This window comes from Anaerobacillus sp. QJM3NY_17 (assembly GCF_056173665.1).
Genome location: NZ_CM149685.1, coordinates 2,209,813 through 2,224,176 on the forward strand (window position 1 = coordinate 2,209,813; position 14,364 = coordinate 2,224,176).

The 14,364-nt window shown below is 38.4% G+C and carries 12 protein-coding genes; 11 read left to right on the forward strand and 1 reads right to left on the reverse strand.

What is annotated here, in order from left to right; translation table 11 throughout:
• Positions 1-36: 36 nt before the first annotated feature.
• The gene (locus tag AC0VYV_RS11685) at positions 37-921 is read right to left on the reverse strand and encodes a LysR family transcriptional regulator (RefSeq protein ID WP_475365233.1); all 885 of its coding nucleotides are present in this window, start codon (positions 919-921) and stop codon (positions 37-39) included.
• 279 nt (positions 922-1,200) lie between these two features.
• Between AC0VYV_RS11685 and AC0VYV_RS11690 the strand changes: the two genes are divergently transcribed.
• The 11 genes from AC0VYV_RS11690 to AC0VYV_RS11740 all read left to right on the forward strand — a co-directional run bounded on the left by AC0VYV_RS11690 (position 1,201) and on the right by AC0VYV_RS11740 (position 14,352).
• Entirely contained in the window at positions 1,201-3,378 is a 2,178-nt protein-coding gene (locus AC0VYV_RS11690; protein WP_475373827.1) for a malate synthase G, read from the forward strand.
• A 112-nt stretch (positions 3,379-3,490) separates the two neighbouring features.
• Positions 3,491-4,213, forward strand: a complete 723-nt coding sequence (locus tag AC0VYV_RS11695; RefSeq protein WP_475365235.1) for a FadR/GntR family transcriptional regulator — start codon at positions 3,491-3,493, stop codon at positions 4,211-4,213.
• Between the two features lie 174 nt (positions 4,214-4,387).
• Positions 4,388-5,119, forward strand: a complete 732-nt coding sequence (locus AC0VYV_RS11700; protein WP_475365236.1) for a GntR family transcriptional regulator — start codon at positions 4,388-4,390, stop codon at positions 5,117-5,119.
• 137 nt (positions 5,120-5,256) lie between these two features.
• A complete protein-coding gene (gene fba / locus AC0VYV_RS11705; RefSeq protein ID WP_475365237.1) occupies positions 5,257-6,114 on the forward strand; it encodes a class II fructose-1,6-bisphosphate aldolase in 858 nt (285 codons plus the stop codon).
• Between the two features lie 4 nt (positions 6,115-6,118).
• Positions 6,119-7,057, forward strand: coding sequence for a 1-phosphofructokinase (gene pfkB / locus AC0VYV_RS11710; RefSeq protein ID WP_475365238.1), 939 nt, complete (start codon positions 6,119-6,121; stop codon positions 7,055-7,057).
• 15 nt (positions 7,058-7,072) lie between these two features.
• Positions 7,073-8,104 (forward strand): SIS domain-containing protein, encoded by a 1,032-nt coding sequence (locus AC0VYV_RS11715; RefSeq protein ID WP_475373828.1) that lies wholly within the window; start codon positions 7,073-7,075, stop codon positions 8,102-8,104.
• A gap of 15 nt (positions 8,105-8,119) precedes the next feature.
• Positions 8,120-9,061 (forward strand): ROK family protein, encoded by a 942-nt coding sequence (locus tag AC0VYV_RS11720; protein ID WP_475365240.1) that lies wholly within the window; start codon positions 8,120-8,122, stop codon positions 9,059-9,061.
• Positions 9,051-10,256: a glycoside hydrolase family 88 protein gene (locus AC0VYV_RS11725; protein WP_430246570.1), complete on the forward strand. Its 1,206-nt coding sequence runs from the start codon at positions 9,051-9,053 to the stop codon at positions 10,254-10,256. Before AC0VYV_RS11720 ends, AC0VYV_RS11725 begins: the two co-directional genes overlap by 11 nt.
• 19 nt (positions 10,257-10,275) lie before the next feature.
• Positions 10,276-10,602 carry a cupin domain-containing protein gene (locus AC0VYV_RS11730; protein WP_430246571.1) on the forward strand — a complete coding sequence of 109 codons (327 nt, stop codon included), beginning with the start codon at positions 10,276-10,278 and terminating at the stop codon, positions 10,600-10,602.
• Positions 10,599-12,680 carry a heparinase II/III domain-containing protein gene (locus AC0VYV_RS11735; protein WP_475373829.1) on the forward strand — a complete coding sequence of 694 codons (2,082 nt, stop codon included), beginning with the start codon at positions 10,599-10,601 and terminating at the stop codon, positions 12,678-12,680. The genes AC0VYV_RS11730 and AC0VYV_RS11735 overlap by 4 nt, the downstream gene beginning before the upstream one ends.
• A gap of 172 nt (positions 12,681-12,852) precedes the next feature.
• Entirely contained in the window at positions 12,853-14,352 is a 1,500-nt protein-coding gene (locus tag AC0VYV_RS11740) for a DUF4091 domain-containing protein (RefSeq protein WP_430246573.1), read from the forward strand.
• Positions 14,353-14,364 lie beyond the last annotated feature (12 nt).

Below are 14,364 nucleotides of genomic sequence, written 5' to 3' on the forward strand. Positions count from 1 at the left end.
AGCATTTCCTAAATTAAAACACCTGCTCTGAAGGATTCAACTCACTTCAATTGAATCTGCGAGGTTAATAAACTCTTTGACCGCATAAGGCAAGTATTTATTCTTTTTCCAAATCAGCCCAAGTTCGAGGCGAAGATTTGAGTGACGAAGCCTAATTGACGTAATGGAATCGTTTGGAATTGAAAGAGCGATTTTACTAGGTAGAAGGGCAAGGCCAAGCTTTGCTTCTACCATCTCGATCATAAAATCTTTCTGCGAACTGTGGCAAACGACATTCGGATGAAACCCCTGTTTCGAGCATTCTTCTACAATTCGATCATGTAACGAAAAATCATCACGAAATAAAATAAATGGCTCTGATGCAAGATCCGTTATATCGATTTCAGTGGATTCCGTTAAATGATGTTCATTGTGAACAACTACCATCAATGGATCAGAAATAACTTGAACCGTTTCCAAAGAACTGTTTTTTAAAGGGGTATTGCAAATTAGGCCAATATCGAGTGAGCCATCCTCAATCCCTTGCTTTATCGATTTTGATCCTACTTCCGTTAATAGAATTTCAACAAAAGGATATTTCGCCTTAAACTGACTAATTAACTTTGAAAAAAACGCAGCCCCGATAATAGGAGGAATACCTATTTTAATTTCACCCTTTTTAAGCTCTGTGAGGTCGGTTAATTCTGTTGTTAGATTACGAAAAGCACTTAGTACGTGATGCGCATTAATAAGGACAGCGTGACCCGCATCGGTTAATTCCAATTGCTTTGATCGATAGAAGAGCGGCACTCCAAGTTCTGCTTCCATATTTTTAATGGCTTTACTAATAGAAGGTTGGGACACGTGAAGACTAGTAGCAGCTTTTGTGAAACTTAATTGTCTAGCGACTTCAGAAAAATATTCCAAGTGACGAATTTCCATCAAAATACCTCCACACAGAGATTTTTTCAAAGGCTATGTTAGTGAACGCTGTTTTATTGGCTTATTTCTGATCGATCAAAACGATGCTATTTGAAAGAGCCAAAGTAGAGAATCATATATATAGCCAATGCACATTTCGAAAATTCTGAATTATAACCTGAAAGCATACCTAATATGCGATATATGTATTATATAAATAGCTTACTTTATTATAAGATAAGATATAACGAATGAACAGCACCATATAAGGTTCTGTCAAGCTTATGAGGGGGACAGGTAATGGAAAATTATAAGTCAATTGGTACTTTGCATGTTGCAACGGAACTCTATGAATTTATTAATGAAGATGTTATTCCTGGAACTGGCACTTCTTCTAGACAGTTTTGGAGTGGCCTTGGTGACATGATCACTGAACTGTCACCTATCAATAAACAGCTTCTACAAGTTCGAGAAGACCTACAACAAAAAATCAATGCTTATCACCTGAATAATCGAGCTGGTGACCTAGAAAGCTATAAAACGTTTCTTAAGGATATCGAATATCTTGAAGAAGAAATAAAGGATGTTAAAATTAGCACTCAATCGGTAGATGATGAAATTGCCATTCAAGCTGGTCCTCAGCTAGTTGTCCCCGTTAATAACGCTCGGTATGCGATTAATGCAGCGAATGCAAGGTGGGGAAGTCTTTATGATGCTTTGTATGGAACTGACGTTATTTCAGAAGATAACGAAGCATCAAAGAATACAGAATATAACCCAATCCGTGGCGAAAAAGTAATAACTTATGCAAAGCGTTTCCTAGATTCGGTCGTGCCACTAAAGGAAAGAAGTTACTCAGACATTAAACGATTTACTATACAGCAAGGGATGCTTAAGGTACACTTTACTGACAATGATGAAAGCGTTTTAATGAAAAGAGAGCAATTTGTAGGATATCTAGGCAGTGAAGAAAACCCCGAAGTCATTTTATTGAAAAACAATCAGATCCACCTTGAAATTCAAATTGATCGATCTCATCCAATCGGTAAAACAGATGTAGCAGGAATTAAGGATGTGTTTGTTGAATCTGCTATTACAACGATAATGGACTTTGAAGACTCTGTTGCAGCTGTTGATGCAGAAGACAAAGTCCTCGTCTATCGGAATTTTCTTGGCTTAATGAAAGGTGATTTACAATCATCTTTTTCTAAAGGTTCTAAGAAGATCGTTCGATCGTTGAATCCTGATCGCGAGTATACATCACCTGATGGAAAGATACTTTCTCTTCCTGGTCGATCCTTGATGTTTGCTCGAAATGTTGGACATTTAATGACAACGGACGCGGTTCTTGATCAATCAGGAAATGAAGTACCTGAAGGAATTATCGATGCCGTGATTACAGGATTAATCGCAAAGCACGATCTGAATAGAAATGGTCGATACCAAAACTCTTCCAAAGGATCCATCTATATTGTAAAGCCTAAAATGCACGGATCAAAGGAAGTTGCATTTGCTAATGAACTATTCAATCGAACAGAAGATTTACTTGAATTAGAGCGTTATACAATCAAAATTGGCGTGATGGATGAAGAACGACGTACTACCCTTAACCTCAAAAACTGTATAAACGAAGTAAAGGAACGCGTCGTATTTATTAACACCGGCTTCCTTGATCGAACGGGTGATGAGATCCATACGTCGATGGAAGCTGGAGCTGTTATACCGAAAGGCCAAATGAAAAACGCGACCTGGCTTCAAAGTTATGAAAAAGCAAATGTGGCTCATGGTTTAAACACAGGTTTTAGAGGAGTCGCACAGATTGGAAAAGGCATGTGGGCTATGCCAGATCTTATGGGTGAAATGATTGCACAAAAAGGTGCACAGCTTCAAGCTGGTGCGAGTACAGCTTGGGTACCCTCTCCAACAGCTGCAACCCTTCACGCCTTACATTATCATCAAACAAATGTGAGGGAATTCCAATATGAACTGGAGAAAAGGACACCAAATTATTTAAATGATCTTTTAGAAATTCCAGTTAATACAGAGAAGAAGTGGAGCGACAAAGAAATTGAGAAAGAACTCGATAATAATGCTCAAGGTATCCTTGGATACGTTGTTCGATGGATCGAACATGGGGTAGGCTGTTCTAAAGTGCCAGATATTCATAATATTGAACTTATGGAAGACCGAGCAACGCTTCGAATTTCTAGTCAGCATATGGCCAACTGGCTTCATCACGGAATTTGTTCCAAGGAACAGGTTCTAGAAACAATGAAACGAATGGCAAAAGTAGTTGATAAGCAGAACGCAGGTGACCCGGCTTATCATGCAATGGCTGATAACTTTGAAAAGTCGATTGCGTTTCAGGCTGCATGTGACCTTGTCTTTAAAGGCTTTAATCAACCTTCTGGTTATACTGAACCAATACTTCATAGTCGACGAAAAGAAGCGAAAGCAAAAGTTTATTCAAATAAGTAATTTATGTTGCAAAAGTAGCCCACAGGCTGCTTTTGCTTTGACTTACATAATAATACAGATATGCTTTCAACCCACCTCGTCTACTGTGCTATTACGTATAGGGGGTTTTACAATGAAACTTAGACGCATTTCTTCAGAAGAATTATCCCAAAAAGTTGAGAAACAACTATTAGGTTTATTGAAAGAAAGGAAATATGATAAAGGAGATAAAATCCCCTCCGTTTTGGAACTCTCGCAGTTTTTTGGTGTTTCACGGTCCACTATATTAGCTGCATTAAAAACGCTGAGTGGAAGAGGTGTTATTGATTTATTGGCAGAAGAAGGAGCTATTGTTACAGGCTATACACCGAAACGGTATTTCCAATATATGCCGATGCCTCAACATGAGAATTTGGAATCATTATTCCAAACACTTGTAATGTTAGAAACAACGTTGGTCAAACTGGCAGCGGTTAATCGAACAGAGCAAGACCTCCTAACAATGAGTCATACGCTCGAACTTCTAGAACGAAGTGAGCGTTATAGGGATAAGAGCATTCAAGACTCTCAATTTCACTTGGACGTTGCAAAAGCTTCGGGCAACCCTATTTTACTAGAGTTGTTCCAATCACTATCTGCAAAGATAAGCAAGTCAATGGATCATTACCATTGCTTAATCGCAACAGACCTGGAACGCATTCAAGACACAAATCAACAACATGAGTTAATTATGGAAATGATACTTTGTGAAGATCCAAGTGGGGCTTCAGAAGCAATGATGCTTCATTTAACTTATGCTAGAAAGCTAATGAGAAAAGGTTTCTCGATTCGTTCAGAGTTCATTGAAACTGACTGACGAACCTGTATATGAAAACAATTACTAAAGAGAGTAAAGTCGAAGCTCGACTTTACTCTCTTACTTGATTAATATGATAGAATAAAGAAAAATTCACTTTGAAACCACAATGAATATTAAGGTACAAAATGAATGAGGTAGATACAACTATACACAAAAGAAATGGGGGATATTATGAAAAGAGAATTAGATCAGCATAGTGTTATTCCTCTCTATCACCAATTAAAGGAGATATTAAAGGAGAATATTGAACGAGGTGACTGGGCTCCTGGCGATAAAATTCCATCTGAAAACGAGTTGAGAGCTGACTATAATATAAGCCGAAACACAGCTAAAAAAGCGATTGAAGACCTCGTCCAAATTGGCGTCTTGAATCGAATTCAAGGGAAGGGGACTTTTGTTTCGCAGCCGAAGCTCGAGCAACCACTAATGGGCTTTTATAGCTTTAGTAAAGTGATGAAAGAAATGGGCATGGCACCAACAGATATTATTTTGCATATGAATGAAACGACTGCTTCACCACGAGTCGCAAGTAAGTTAATGGTTGATGAAGAAGATACTCTAATCGAATTAAAGAGGTTACGCTGCGCAAATGACGAGCCTGTTATTCTTGAAACATCATATATACCGCAATACCTCATACCCGGTATTAAGCAGGAGCATGTGATGAATACCTCCTTATATGATGTAATGGAAAGTGATTTTGGTATTATCGTTACAAAAGCAAAAGAGGTGTTTGAACCTGTCCTCATAAGAGATTATGAAAGTGAATATCTCCAGGTAAAAGAAGGTTACCCCGCATTGTTGTTAGAAAGAACAGCCTATGATCGATCAGGAAAACCCGTGGAATTCTGTCATTCTATCGTAAGAGGAGATCGCTGTCGTTTCTACACAGAATTAATTTAATTAAAGAACAGGTTGACCCAACAACCTAATAACAGTACAATACCATTAAAGACCTGGTGACGTTATGTTGCCAAGGTACAACCCAACTTGACCCAACAACCCGTTGACTGGTTGAATCACTTTAAGGAGATGATTGAATGCCATTAGTTTCTAGTAAGCCGTTACTCGATGATGCGTACAAAAATCATTATGCGATTGGGGCCTTTGCTGTTCATAATCTTGAAATTATGAAAGCGGTTATTTCAGGTGCTGAGAAGATCGATACACCGGTTATCTTTCAAACGACTCCAGGAACAATTAAATATGTGGGAATCGAAAACATCAAAAATATGGTGAATTCGGTAGCTGAGAAAACCTCGATTCCAATTGCATTGCATTTAGACCACGGAGATAGTTTCAAAACGGTTCTACAATGTTTGCGGGCAGGTTATACATCAGTCATGATTGACGGATCAAAATTACAATATGAAGAGAACGTAGCGCTCGTCCAAAAGGTTGTGGAAGCTGCTCACTATGTTAATGTTCCCGTAGAAGCTGAACTCGGAACCATTGGAGGCGTGGAAGACGATCTTAGTGTAGACGAACAGGACGCTCAATTGACAGATCCAGACCTCGCAAAAGATTTTGTCGCACGAACGGATATCGATTCTTTTGCCCCTGCTTTTGGAACAGCACATGGCTTATATAAAAAGGAACCAAGGCTTAATTTTGAGCTTGTACAAAAAATTTCAGAATCGACAGGACGGCCAATTGTTATGCACGGTGCCTCTGGTGTACCAGAAGAAAAAGTTCGTGAATCGCTTCAATATGGCGTAAGTAAAGTGAATTTCTCGACTGAATTAAAGGTTGAATTCGTGGCTAGATTACGAGATTACTTGAATGAACATCCACATACAGATGATCCGAGAAAGTATTTCGTCCCTGCTCGAGAAGCTGTTGAGGAAATTGTTAAGAAAAAAATCTTAATGCTGCAAAGTCAGCAAACTTACGCTTAAGTCTATGATCACTACTGTTACGTTAAATGCAGCGATTGACCGTACGTACTATATGGATCGCTTTTCTATAAATGAAGTAAATCGGACGAAAAGAATCATAAGCGAACCTGGAGGTAAGGGCATTAACGTCTCGAAAATACTGAAAATTTTAAATATAAACACAGTATCGACAGGTTTTTTGGGGGGTTTAAATGGTCAATTCATTAAACGGTTAGCAGATGAAAAAGGAATTCATTCCGATTTTGTAATGATTGAAGGCGAATCACGTATTTGCCTTAATATCATTGATGAATTCACAAATCAAACTGAAATTCTTGAGTTAGGTCCAACCATTTTAGAAAGAGAATGGATTGAATTTAAACGAAAACTATTGGAATTGGCCAATAAAAGCACTTATGTCATTCTATCTGGGAGCTTACCTAAGGGCCTTTTAACGACGGCTTATCAAGAACTTGTTGAACTTGTTCAGCAGAATGGTACAAGAGCAATTGTTGATACGAGTGGACAACCGCTTAAGGAAGCTCTGAAAGCGAAACCCTTTATGATAAAACCAAATATTGATGAGCTAAGTGAAATCACCAATCGTCCGTTGCAAACCGATGATGAAATCATGAATGCTTTAATGGAATTAAGCCATACAGGAGTCTCCGTTGTGGCAGTCTCTAGAGGAAGCGATGGAGCGATGGCTGCTTATGACAATTGCATTTATACAATTTCTATTCCTAAGTTATCTGTTGTCAATCCTGTAGGAAGTGGCGATGCCTTTGTTGCTGGATTAGTATCTGGATTCTATGATAGAGAGCCTTTTGAGAAATCATTAATAAGAGCCTCAGCTGCTGGCACAGCCAATGCACTGCAAGAAAAAGCAGGAGACCTTTCCTTAGAAGATCTTAAATCGCTAGAAAAACAAATGAGTGTCAATCAATTTTCATTTACTAAATAAGGAGTGATGTAATTAGTGGATACGTATACATTGAAGGAAATCATGTCTCAAGGAAACGCTTCAGAAAAAACCTATCAGATCGTCAGCAATATGAATATTCCTAATGATAATGTCGAAGTCAATTATGTATTTACAGGGTGCGGCACATCCTACTACATTGCAATTTCAGCTGCCAGATACTTTCAAGAAATCACTGGAATTCAAGCCAACGCGGTGCCGGCTTCAGAAATTTTTCTTCATGAAAAGCAGGTATTCACCCCCCATAAACGATATAGAGTAGTAAGTATCTCTCGCTCTGGAACCACTTCAGAAATTATTACGGCTTTAAAAGCCATTAAGGCTAAAGAGAATATATCCACTCTAGCCGTAACATGCAACAGTGATGCTGAAATGGCACAACTAGCTGACGATCAAATTAGTCTTGATCATATAAGTGAAAAAAGCGTTGTCATGACTCAATCCTTCACTAATATGCTTTATGCAATTCAACTATATGCTGCAAGATTTGCCGAGAATAATGAGGCATTAAAAGAACTGAAACAGGTGCCTGAATTGTTAAATGAGAATGTAAGTCATGCACATGTTATGAAGGATATAGTTCAAGGTGCAAAAGCGGAGCGGTTTATCTTCTTAGGCGCAGGTATTTATAATGGATTAGCCAAAGAAGGTACACTGAAACTCAAAGAAATGACGCAAACGGAATGCGAAAGTTATTCGAACCTTGAATTCCGTCATGGTCCGATTTCCATTGTGGATGAGGAAACCGTTGTGGTGCTGTTTTCTACAACGAAAATGAGCGAGATCGACCACACATTACTTCATGATATTAAAAATAACGGTGGAAAAACGATTGTGATTGGAGATCTTGGGACAGATTTAACGGCTGATCATGTGATTAATATAGGAAGCAATTTATCAGATGAAGCGAGAGCGGCACTCTATATTCCTTACTTTCAGCTTCTAGCTTATTATCAGTCAATCAAACTTGGCTTAAACCCAGATCAACCTCGTAACCTTAATCAAGTCGTGAAAATTTCTCTGCCTTAATAACAGGAGGTCAACATGAATCTTTCACTCGGTATTGATGTAGGGGGGACCAAAATTGCAGCTGCGCTCATTACAAAAGATGGGCGCGTTCTATTTCGAAAAGAAGTCCCAAGTATAACAACGGATAAAGACAAGATGTTTCAGCAATTAAAGAACTGTATTGATCAAGTATTAGAAGAGTCTAGTTACAAACCAGAACACCTACTTGGTATCGGAATTGGTGTCCCTGGAAAAGTCGATATTGAAAAAGGAATAGCCATCTATCAAAACAACCTACCTTGGTCTCATTTTCCAATTGGTCCAAAATTGGAAGAACTTTATCCTACAAAGTCTGTCATCCTTGATAATGATGTTCATATGGCAGCATTTGCGGAATGGTATCAAAGAGGATGTAAAAAAAATGAAACGTTTGCTTATTTAACTATTAGTACAGGGATTTCTTGTTGCATTCTTCATAATGGAGCCATTTTACGTGGTGCTGGTTTTGCAGGTGAAGTAGGCTTAATGTTGACAAGTGCCTCGAAAGAAAATCCAGTGGCTACTCTTGAAAATGTAGCATCCGGTCCAGCTATTCAATCAAAGGCAGCAACCAAAAGAGCAAGACTTCAAATGAAAGAGACTGAACAAATCACAACAGCTACAGTCTTAAGAGATTATTTTCATGGGGAGAAATACGCCTGTTATGTCATGACTGAAGTTTTAAATGATATTAGTAAAGGAATTCACGGCATGATTTGCATGCTCGACCCTCACCAAATTGTTCTTGGTGGCGGGGTCATTAATCATAATCCAGAGTTAATAGACCATATTAAAGCGACACTAAAACCTCTCTTGATTACTGAACAAAGCAGTGCCGTTCATCGAATATCTGTTAGTCAATTGAAAGGAGACTCAGGACTTGTTGGAGCCGGATTAAGACTTCACAACTCATCTGATGGAGGTGCAAATGAAGATTAAAACAAATACACAACGTGTACTAGATGAAGGCATTCGACTAAAAGATCGCTATCAAAAACAGCCTACGATAAACCGCACGTACGTCGATCAAGCGATTCACCATGTTCTTCAGAAAATTGATCAAAATCTTGAAACTTTTACTAACTCTTTTCCTGATTCAAGTAGCCAAGATGGAGTGTACCCGTCCATTGAGAACAATGAATGGACAACGAGTTTCTGGACCGGAATGTTATGGCTTGCTTATGAAGTAACAGGAGATCAGAAATACCGCAGTGTAGCTGAAGGACATCTAACTAGTTTCAAACAGCGTTTAAAGAATCGAATTGCTGTAAATCACCATGATCTCGGATTTCTTTATACGCTTTCCTGTGTTAGTGCTTATAAATTGACTGGTAATGAAGAAGCCAAAAATGTAGCTATTGAAGCAGCAGACTTGCTCATGACGCGTTTTCATGAAAAAGCAGGCATCATTCAAGCATGGGGAGACTTAACGGACCCGTCACAGCGGGGAAGGATGATTATTGACTGTAATATGAATCTACCTTTACTCTATTGGGCTACAGAAGAAACTGGAGATCAGAAGTATAAGAGCGTAGCCGAAAGCCATATCCAAAAGGCAGCACAATACCTTGTGAGAGAAGATGCATCTACGCACCATACTTATTACATGGATCCAGACTCAGGAAATCCACTGTATGGTGACACACACCAGGGATATGCGGATGACTCTTGTTGGGCTCGCGGGCAAGCATGGGGAATATACGGCTTCCCTCTAAGTTATGCTTATACGAAAGACTGGAATTTAATCACGTTAACTAAGAAACTTACAAATTACTATTTAAATCGTTTACCTAAAGACTATATTTGTTATTGGGATTTAATTTTCACAGATGGCAATGAAGAAAGAGATAGCTCATCAGCTGCTATCGCACTCTGTGGATTACTTGAATTAGTGAAACATTTACCACTTACAGATGAAGAGAGACCTTTCTATGAGAACGCTATCAATAATACAACCGAATCACTAGTTAAACATTACACGACAGATGTGCACTCAAATGAAAATGGATTGTTGCGCCATGCCGTTTACTATAAAGGTGGTAACCGCGGAGTAGATGAAAGTTGTATTTGGGGCGATTATTATTATTTCGAAGCGCTTGTTCGTCTCTCGAAAGACTGGAATTTATATTGGTAATCTGGAAAGGAGTTCGATTATGGGACAAATCGGTGTATGGGAGTCAGTAGAAGACGGTGTTAAACGAAATATCTTAACAAGTGGTGAAGATCTAATGATTATGGAAGTTCGCTTCAAAAATGGAGCGATCGGAAATAAACATCAGCATCCTCATGAACAGATTTCCTATTGTCTTGATGGGCAATTTGAATTCACGATTGGCACAGCTCATACGATCATTGAAAAAGGAGAGTCACTTTATATCCCACCAAATACACTTCATGGCGTTAAAGCACTTTCAGATGGTAGTCTTTTAGATTCCTTTAGTCCAGTAAGAGAGGACTTATTAGAAGGAAAGGATTCATGAGTTCTCGTTTGTCAGATACGATTTACTTAAACGCTCAACATAAAAAAACACTACATGCGAAAAAAAAGCTAATCGCCGAGGCTGATGAAGCGCTACAAATACCATTTAGACCTTCAAAGACAGATATCGCAGACTGGGGGCACTATTTTCACTGCCCATATGATGGAGCTGCACTCAATTTCAGCTGGACGAATAATAAGAAATTTGGTTGTCCTTCATGCAGGAGAGTCTTTGAAGACTCTCCATTTCTAGGTGGCTGGATGGGAATGGCTCACGGAAAACTAGGAGAGGCAGTTAAACATCTTTCGTTTGCCTATGCAGCTACTAAAAGAGAGGATTATTTATTGAAAGCAAACAAGATCCTTTTGGATTATGCAGAGTGCTACCCTCATTACCGAACACATGGAAAGATCCCTTATAATGGGCCAGGTAAACTTTTCGCTCAAACGCTTGATGAAGCCAATTGGATGATTAACCTTTGTTATGCCTATCACATTGGTAAAGAACATTTTACCAAAGAAGAATTGGAAATTGTAAATAATCAGCTATTTCTTAATGCGGCTACCTTTTTATCTACATGGAAAGAACAACAGATTCATAATCATGCTGTCCATATAACTGTTGCTATTTGTATGATCGGTTCAATATTGGGTAATGATCACTTAATTGAACAAGGGTTTAATGGAGATTATGGATTAAGAAATCAGATTCGTAAGGGCGTACTTGAGGATGGTTTATGGTATGAAGGGTCCTTCTCCTACCATTTTTATACACTTGAATCGATCGTTCAATTAGCACATATCACAGATGATACTCGTCTTTGGTCATTCCCAGAAATCAAAAAGATGTTCGATACGCCCTTATTATTTATTGATAATGAAGGGTTGCTCCCATCTTTGAATGACTCATCCTCATCTATTTCCTTATCTAAATATGCACATCTCTACGAGTTCGCTTTTTCTAGTTATGGGGAAGAGCAGTATCAAATGATATTAAGAAGCTTATACGGCATGCAACCATCAAAGTTTAAACGCGTTCCGCAAGATTCTTATTCATTGTTCTTCATTAACCAATTCGTTTTAAATGATACCAATTGTATAGTCCCATGCTGTAAGAACAATCAAAATAAGACGTTAACTTCAAGTTCTAGCTTAACAAAAATTTCCTGTGAAAATGGATGGCAGGTCTTTCAAAAGCATGCGCCATTTGGTGGTGAACACGATCATCTCGATCAACTAGGTTTATCGCTTAGCTTAAAAAACAAACCGTTTATACGAGATCCTGGCACAACACGCTATAGTGTTCCTGTACACTATGACTGGTTCAAGCATACGTATTCACATAACACCGTTAGTATAAATGGAAGTGATCAACCACCAGCAGATGGGAAGCGTATCAAAGCTGAACAATGCGAATGGGGAAGCTGGGTAGAAAGCGTCGTAGACTGGAAAAGTGATACCTATCTTTTTCAAAATTTAATTCAGTTACCTGAGTCAATGAGTTCCTGGGATGTTGAGAGTTACAAAGATTGTTCTATCCAACGTTTCAATGCTATTACTGATCGATTGTTTCTTGACATCGTTACGGTAAACGTACCAGAAAAAAGAGAAGTGGATCTCTTATATCACGTCGACGGCCAAATACTTCACACCCAAAACTGGGAAACATCACAAGCAAAATTAAGCAAATTAAATCAAGATTTATTCAACAATAAGAGAGAAATGATGACGAATGGTTCTACATTTTTACAGTGGAAGGCGAACGAAGAAATTGTAAATCAACATAGCTGGTGTTCATCAAAAACGATGCTTTATTTAGCAAACACTCCCGATAATCCTCCCGTTTCTGATCGAGCCACTCTTATACAAAGAAGTGAGCCACATCAATCCATCACGTTTATTAACGTCTTTCAAATAGCTACGGATTTACCAAATAGAGAAGATGAGAATATAGAAGTGATACACAGCGAATCCGACATAAGAATACTTGTCTCCACTCATGCCTCTATATGTGGTGAATTCCGATTAACAAAAGGAAAGAACCACCATTCATCGACCCTTTCCTATTTTTCTAGCTAAATTAACGATCAAGGAGTGGTTAATCATTATTGAGACGAAATTAGTAAGCTCACTCACCAAAGTTTTTGCTGATGAAGATTTAACTGAGCCATATGTTTCATTTGCATCTGCTTTATTAGGTGAAACATGTTCCTTTCAAGTAGCGTATCGGTCAGATAAATTAGTAAAACAAATGAAGGTCGAAATTCACTCTCAGTTAAATGTAACAGCACGAGTAGTTGGACTGGTGCCTTCTGAGTACCCATGTCACTTTGATTACGATGATCATACCCTGCGTCATACACCAGGATTATACCCTGATCCCTTATTTCCAATTGTAGAAGAAGAAGGGCTTACAGCTTTTCCAAATCAGTGGCGATCGATTTGGATAACAGTGGACATAGAACAAGACGCTAGACCAGGCGACCACCAAATTGACATCACCCTCATTTGCACTAACGATGATCACGTTAAAGAAACTTTTCAATTGAACGTCATTGATGCAAATCTTCCAGAACAAGAAGTGATTCACACCGAGTGGCTACACACGGATTGTATCGCTTCAATTTATCAATTAAAGATCTTCAGTGATAAATACTGGGACACAGTAGAGAAGTATGTAAAGACTGCTGCTGATCATCACATTAATATGATTTTAACCCCTTTATTCACCCCTCCGCTAGATACTGAGATTGGTGGAGAGAGACCGACAGTACAGCTTGTTGATGTAACAAAAGAAGGAGAGAAGTATACATTTCATTTCGAAAAGCTTCTCCGATGGTTTAAAATGTGTCAGAATAACGGCATTCGCTATTTCGAATTCTCTCACCTTTTTAGTCAGTGGGGTGCAAAGCATTCACCTAAAATTATAGGTGATGTAAATGGGAAAAAAGAAAAACTATTTGGCTGGGAAACAGACGCTATGAGTCAAGCCTACCGTTCATTTCTAGCACAATTCTTACCTGCGCTTATTCAATTACTAGAAGAATCCAATCTAACAGATTATTGTTACTTTCATATTTCTGATGAACCGCGAATGGAGCATTTGGAATCTTATAAGAATGCAAGTCGTGTTATGCATGATTATCTTGGTGACCTACCAGTAATCGACGCACTTTCAGATTATACTTTTTACGAAAAAGGTCTTATTAAAAATCCAGTATCATCTAACGATCATATTACTCCATTTCTTGAAAACAACGTTCCCGATTTATGGACTTATTACTGTACTTCTCAATACAAAGAGGTTTCCAATCGTTTTTTTAACATGCCTTCCTCTAGAAATAGAATACTAGGAATGCAATTATATAAGTTTAATATACAGGGCTTCCTTCATTGGGGATTTAACTTCTGGTACTCTTCTTTTTCAAAAAAATTAATTGACCCGTTTCGGAACACGGATGCGAATTACTCTTTTCCATCAGGCGATGCTTTTCTCGTTTATCCCGGGGAGGAAGGGCCAATTGAGTCACTTCGTTTAGAAGTGTTAATGGAGGCTTTTCAGGATCATTCTGCATTACAACTTCTTGAAAGCTATATTGGGCGTGAACAAACGCTAGATCTACTAGAAAACGATTTGAAACAAGAATTAACATTCACCCATTATCCAAAAGATGCTGCTTGGCTTCTGGCCAAAAGAGACGAAATAAATGAACGAATTAAGCTTGAAATAAATGTTCATACTCATAAATAAACCGCCTGAAAG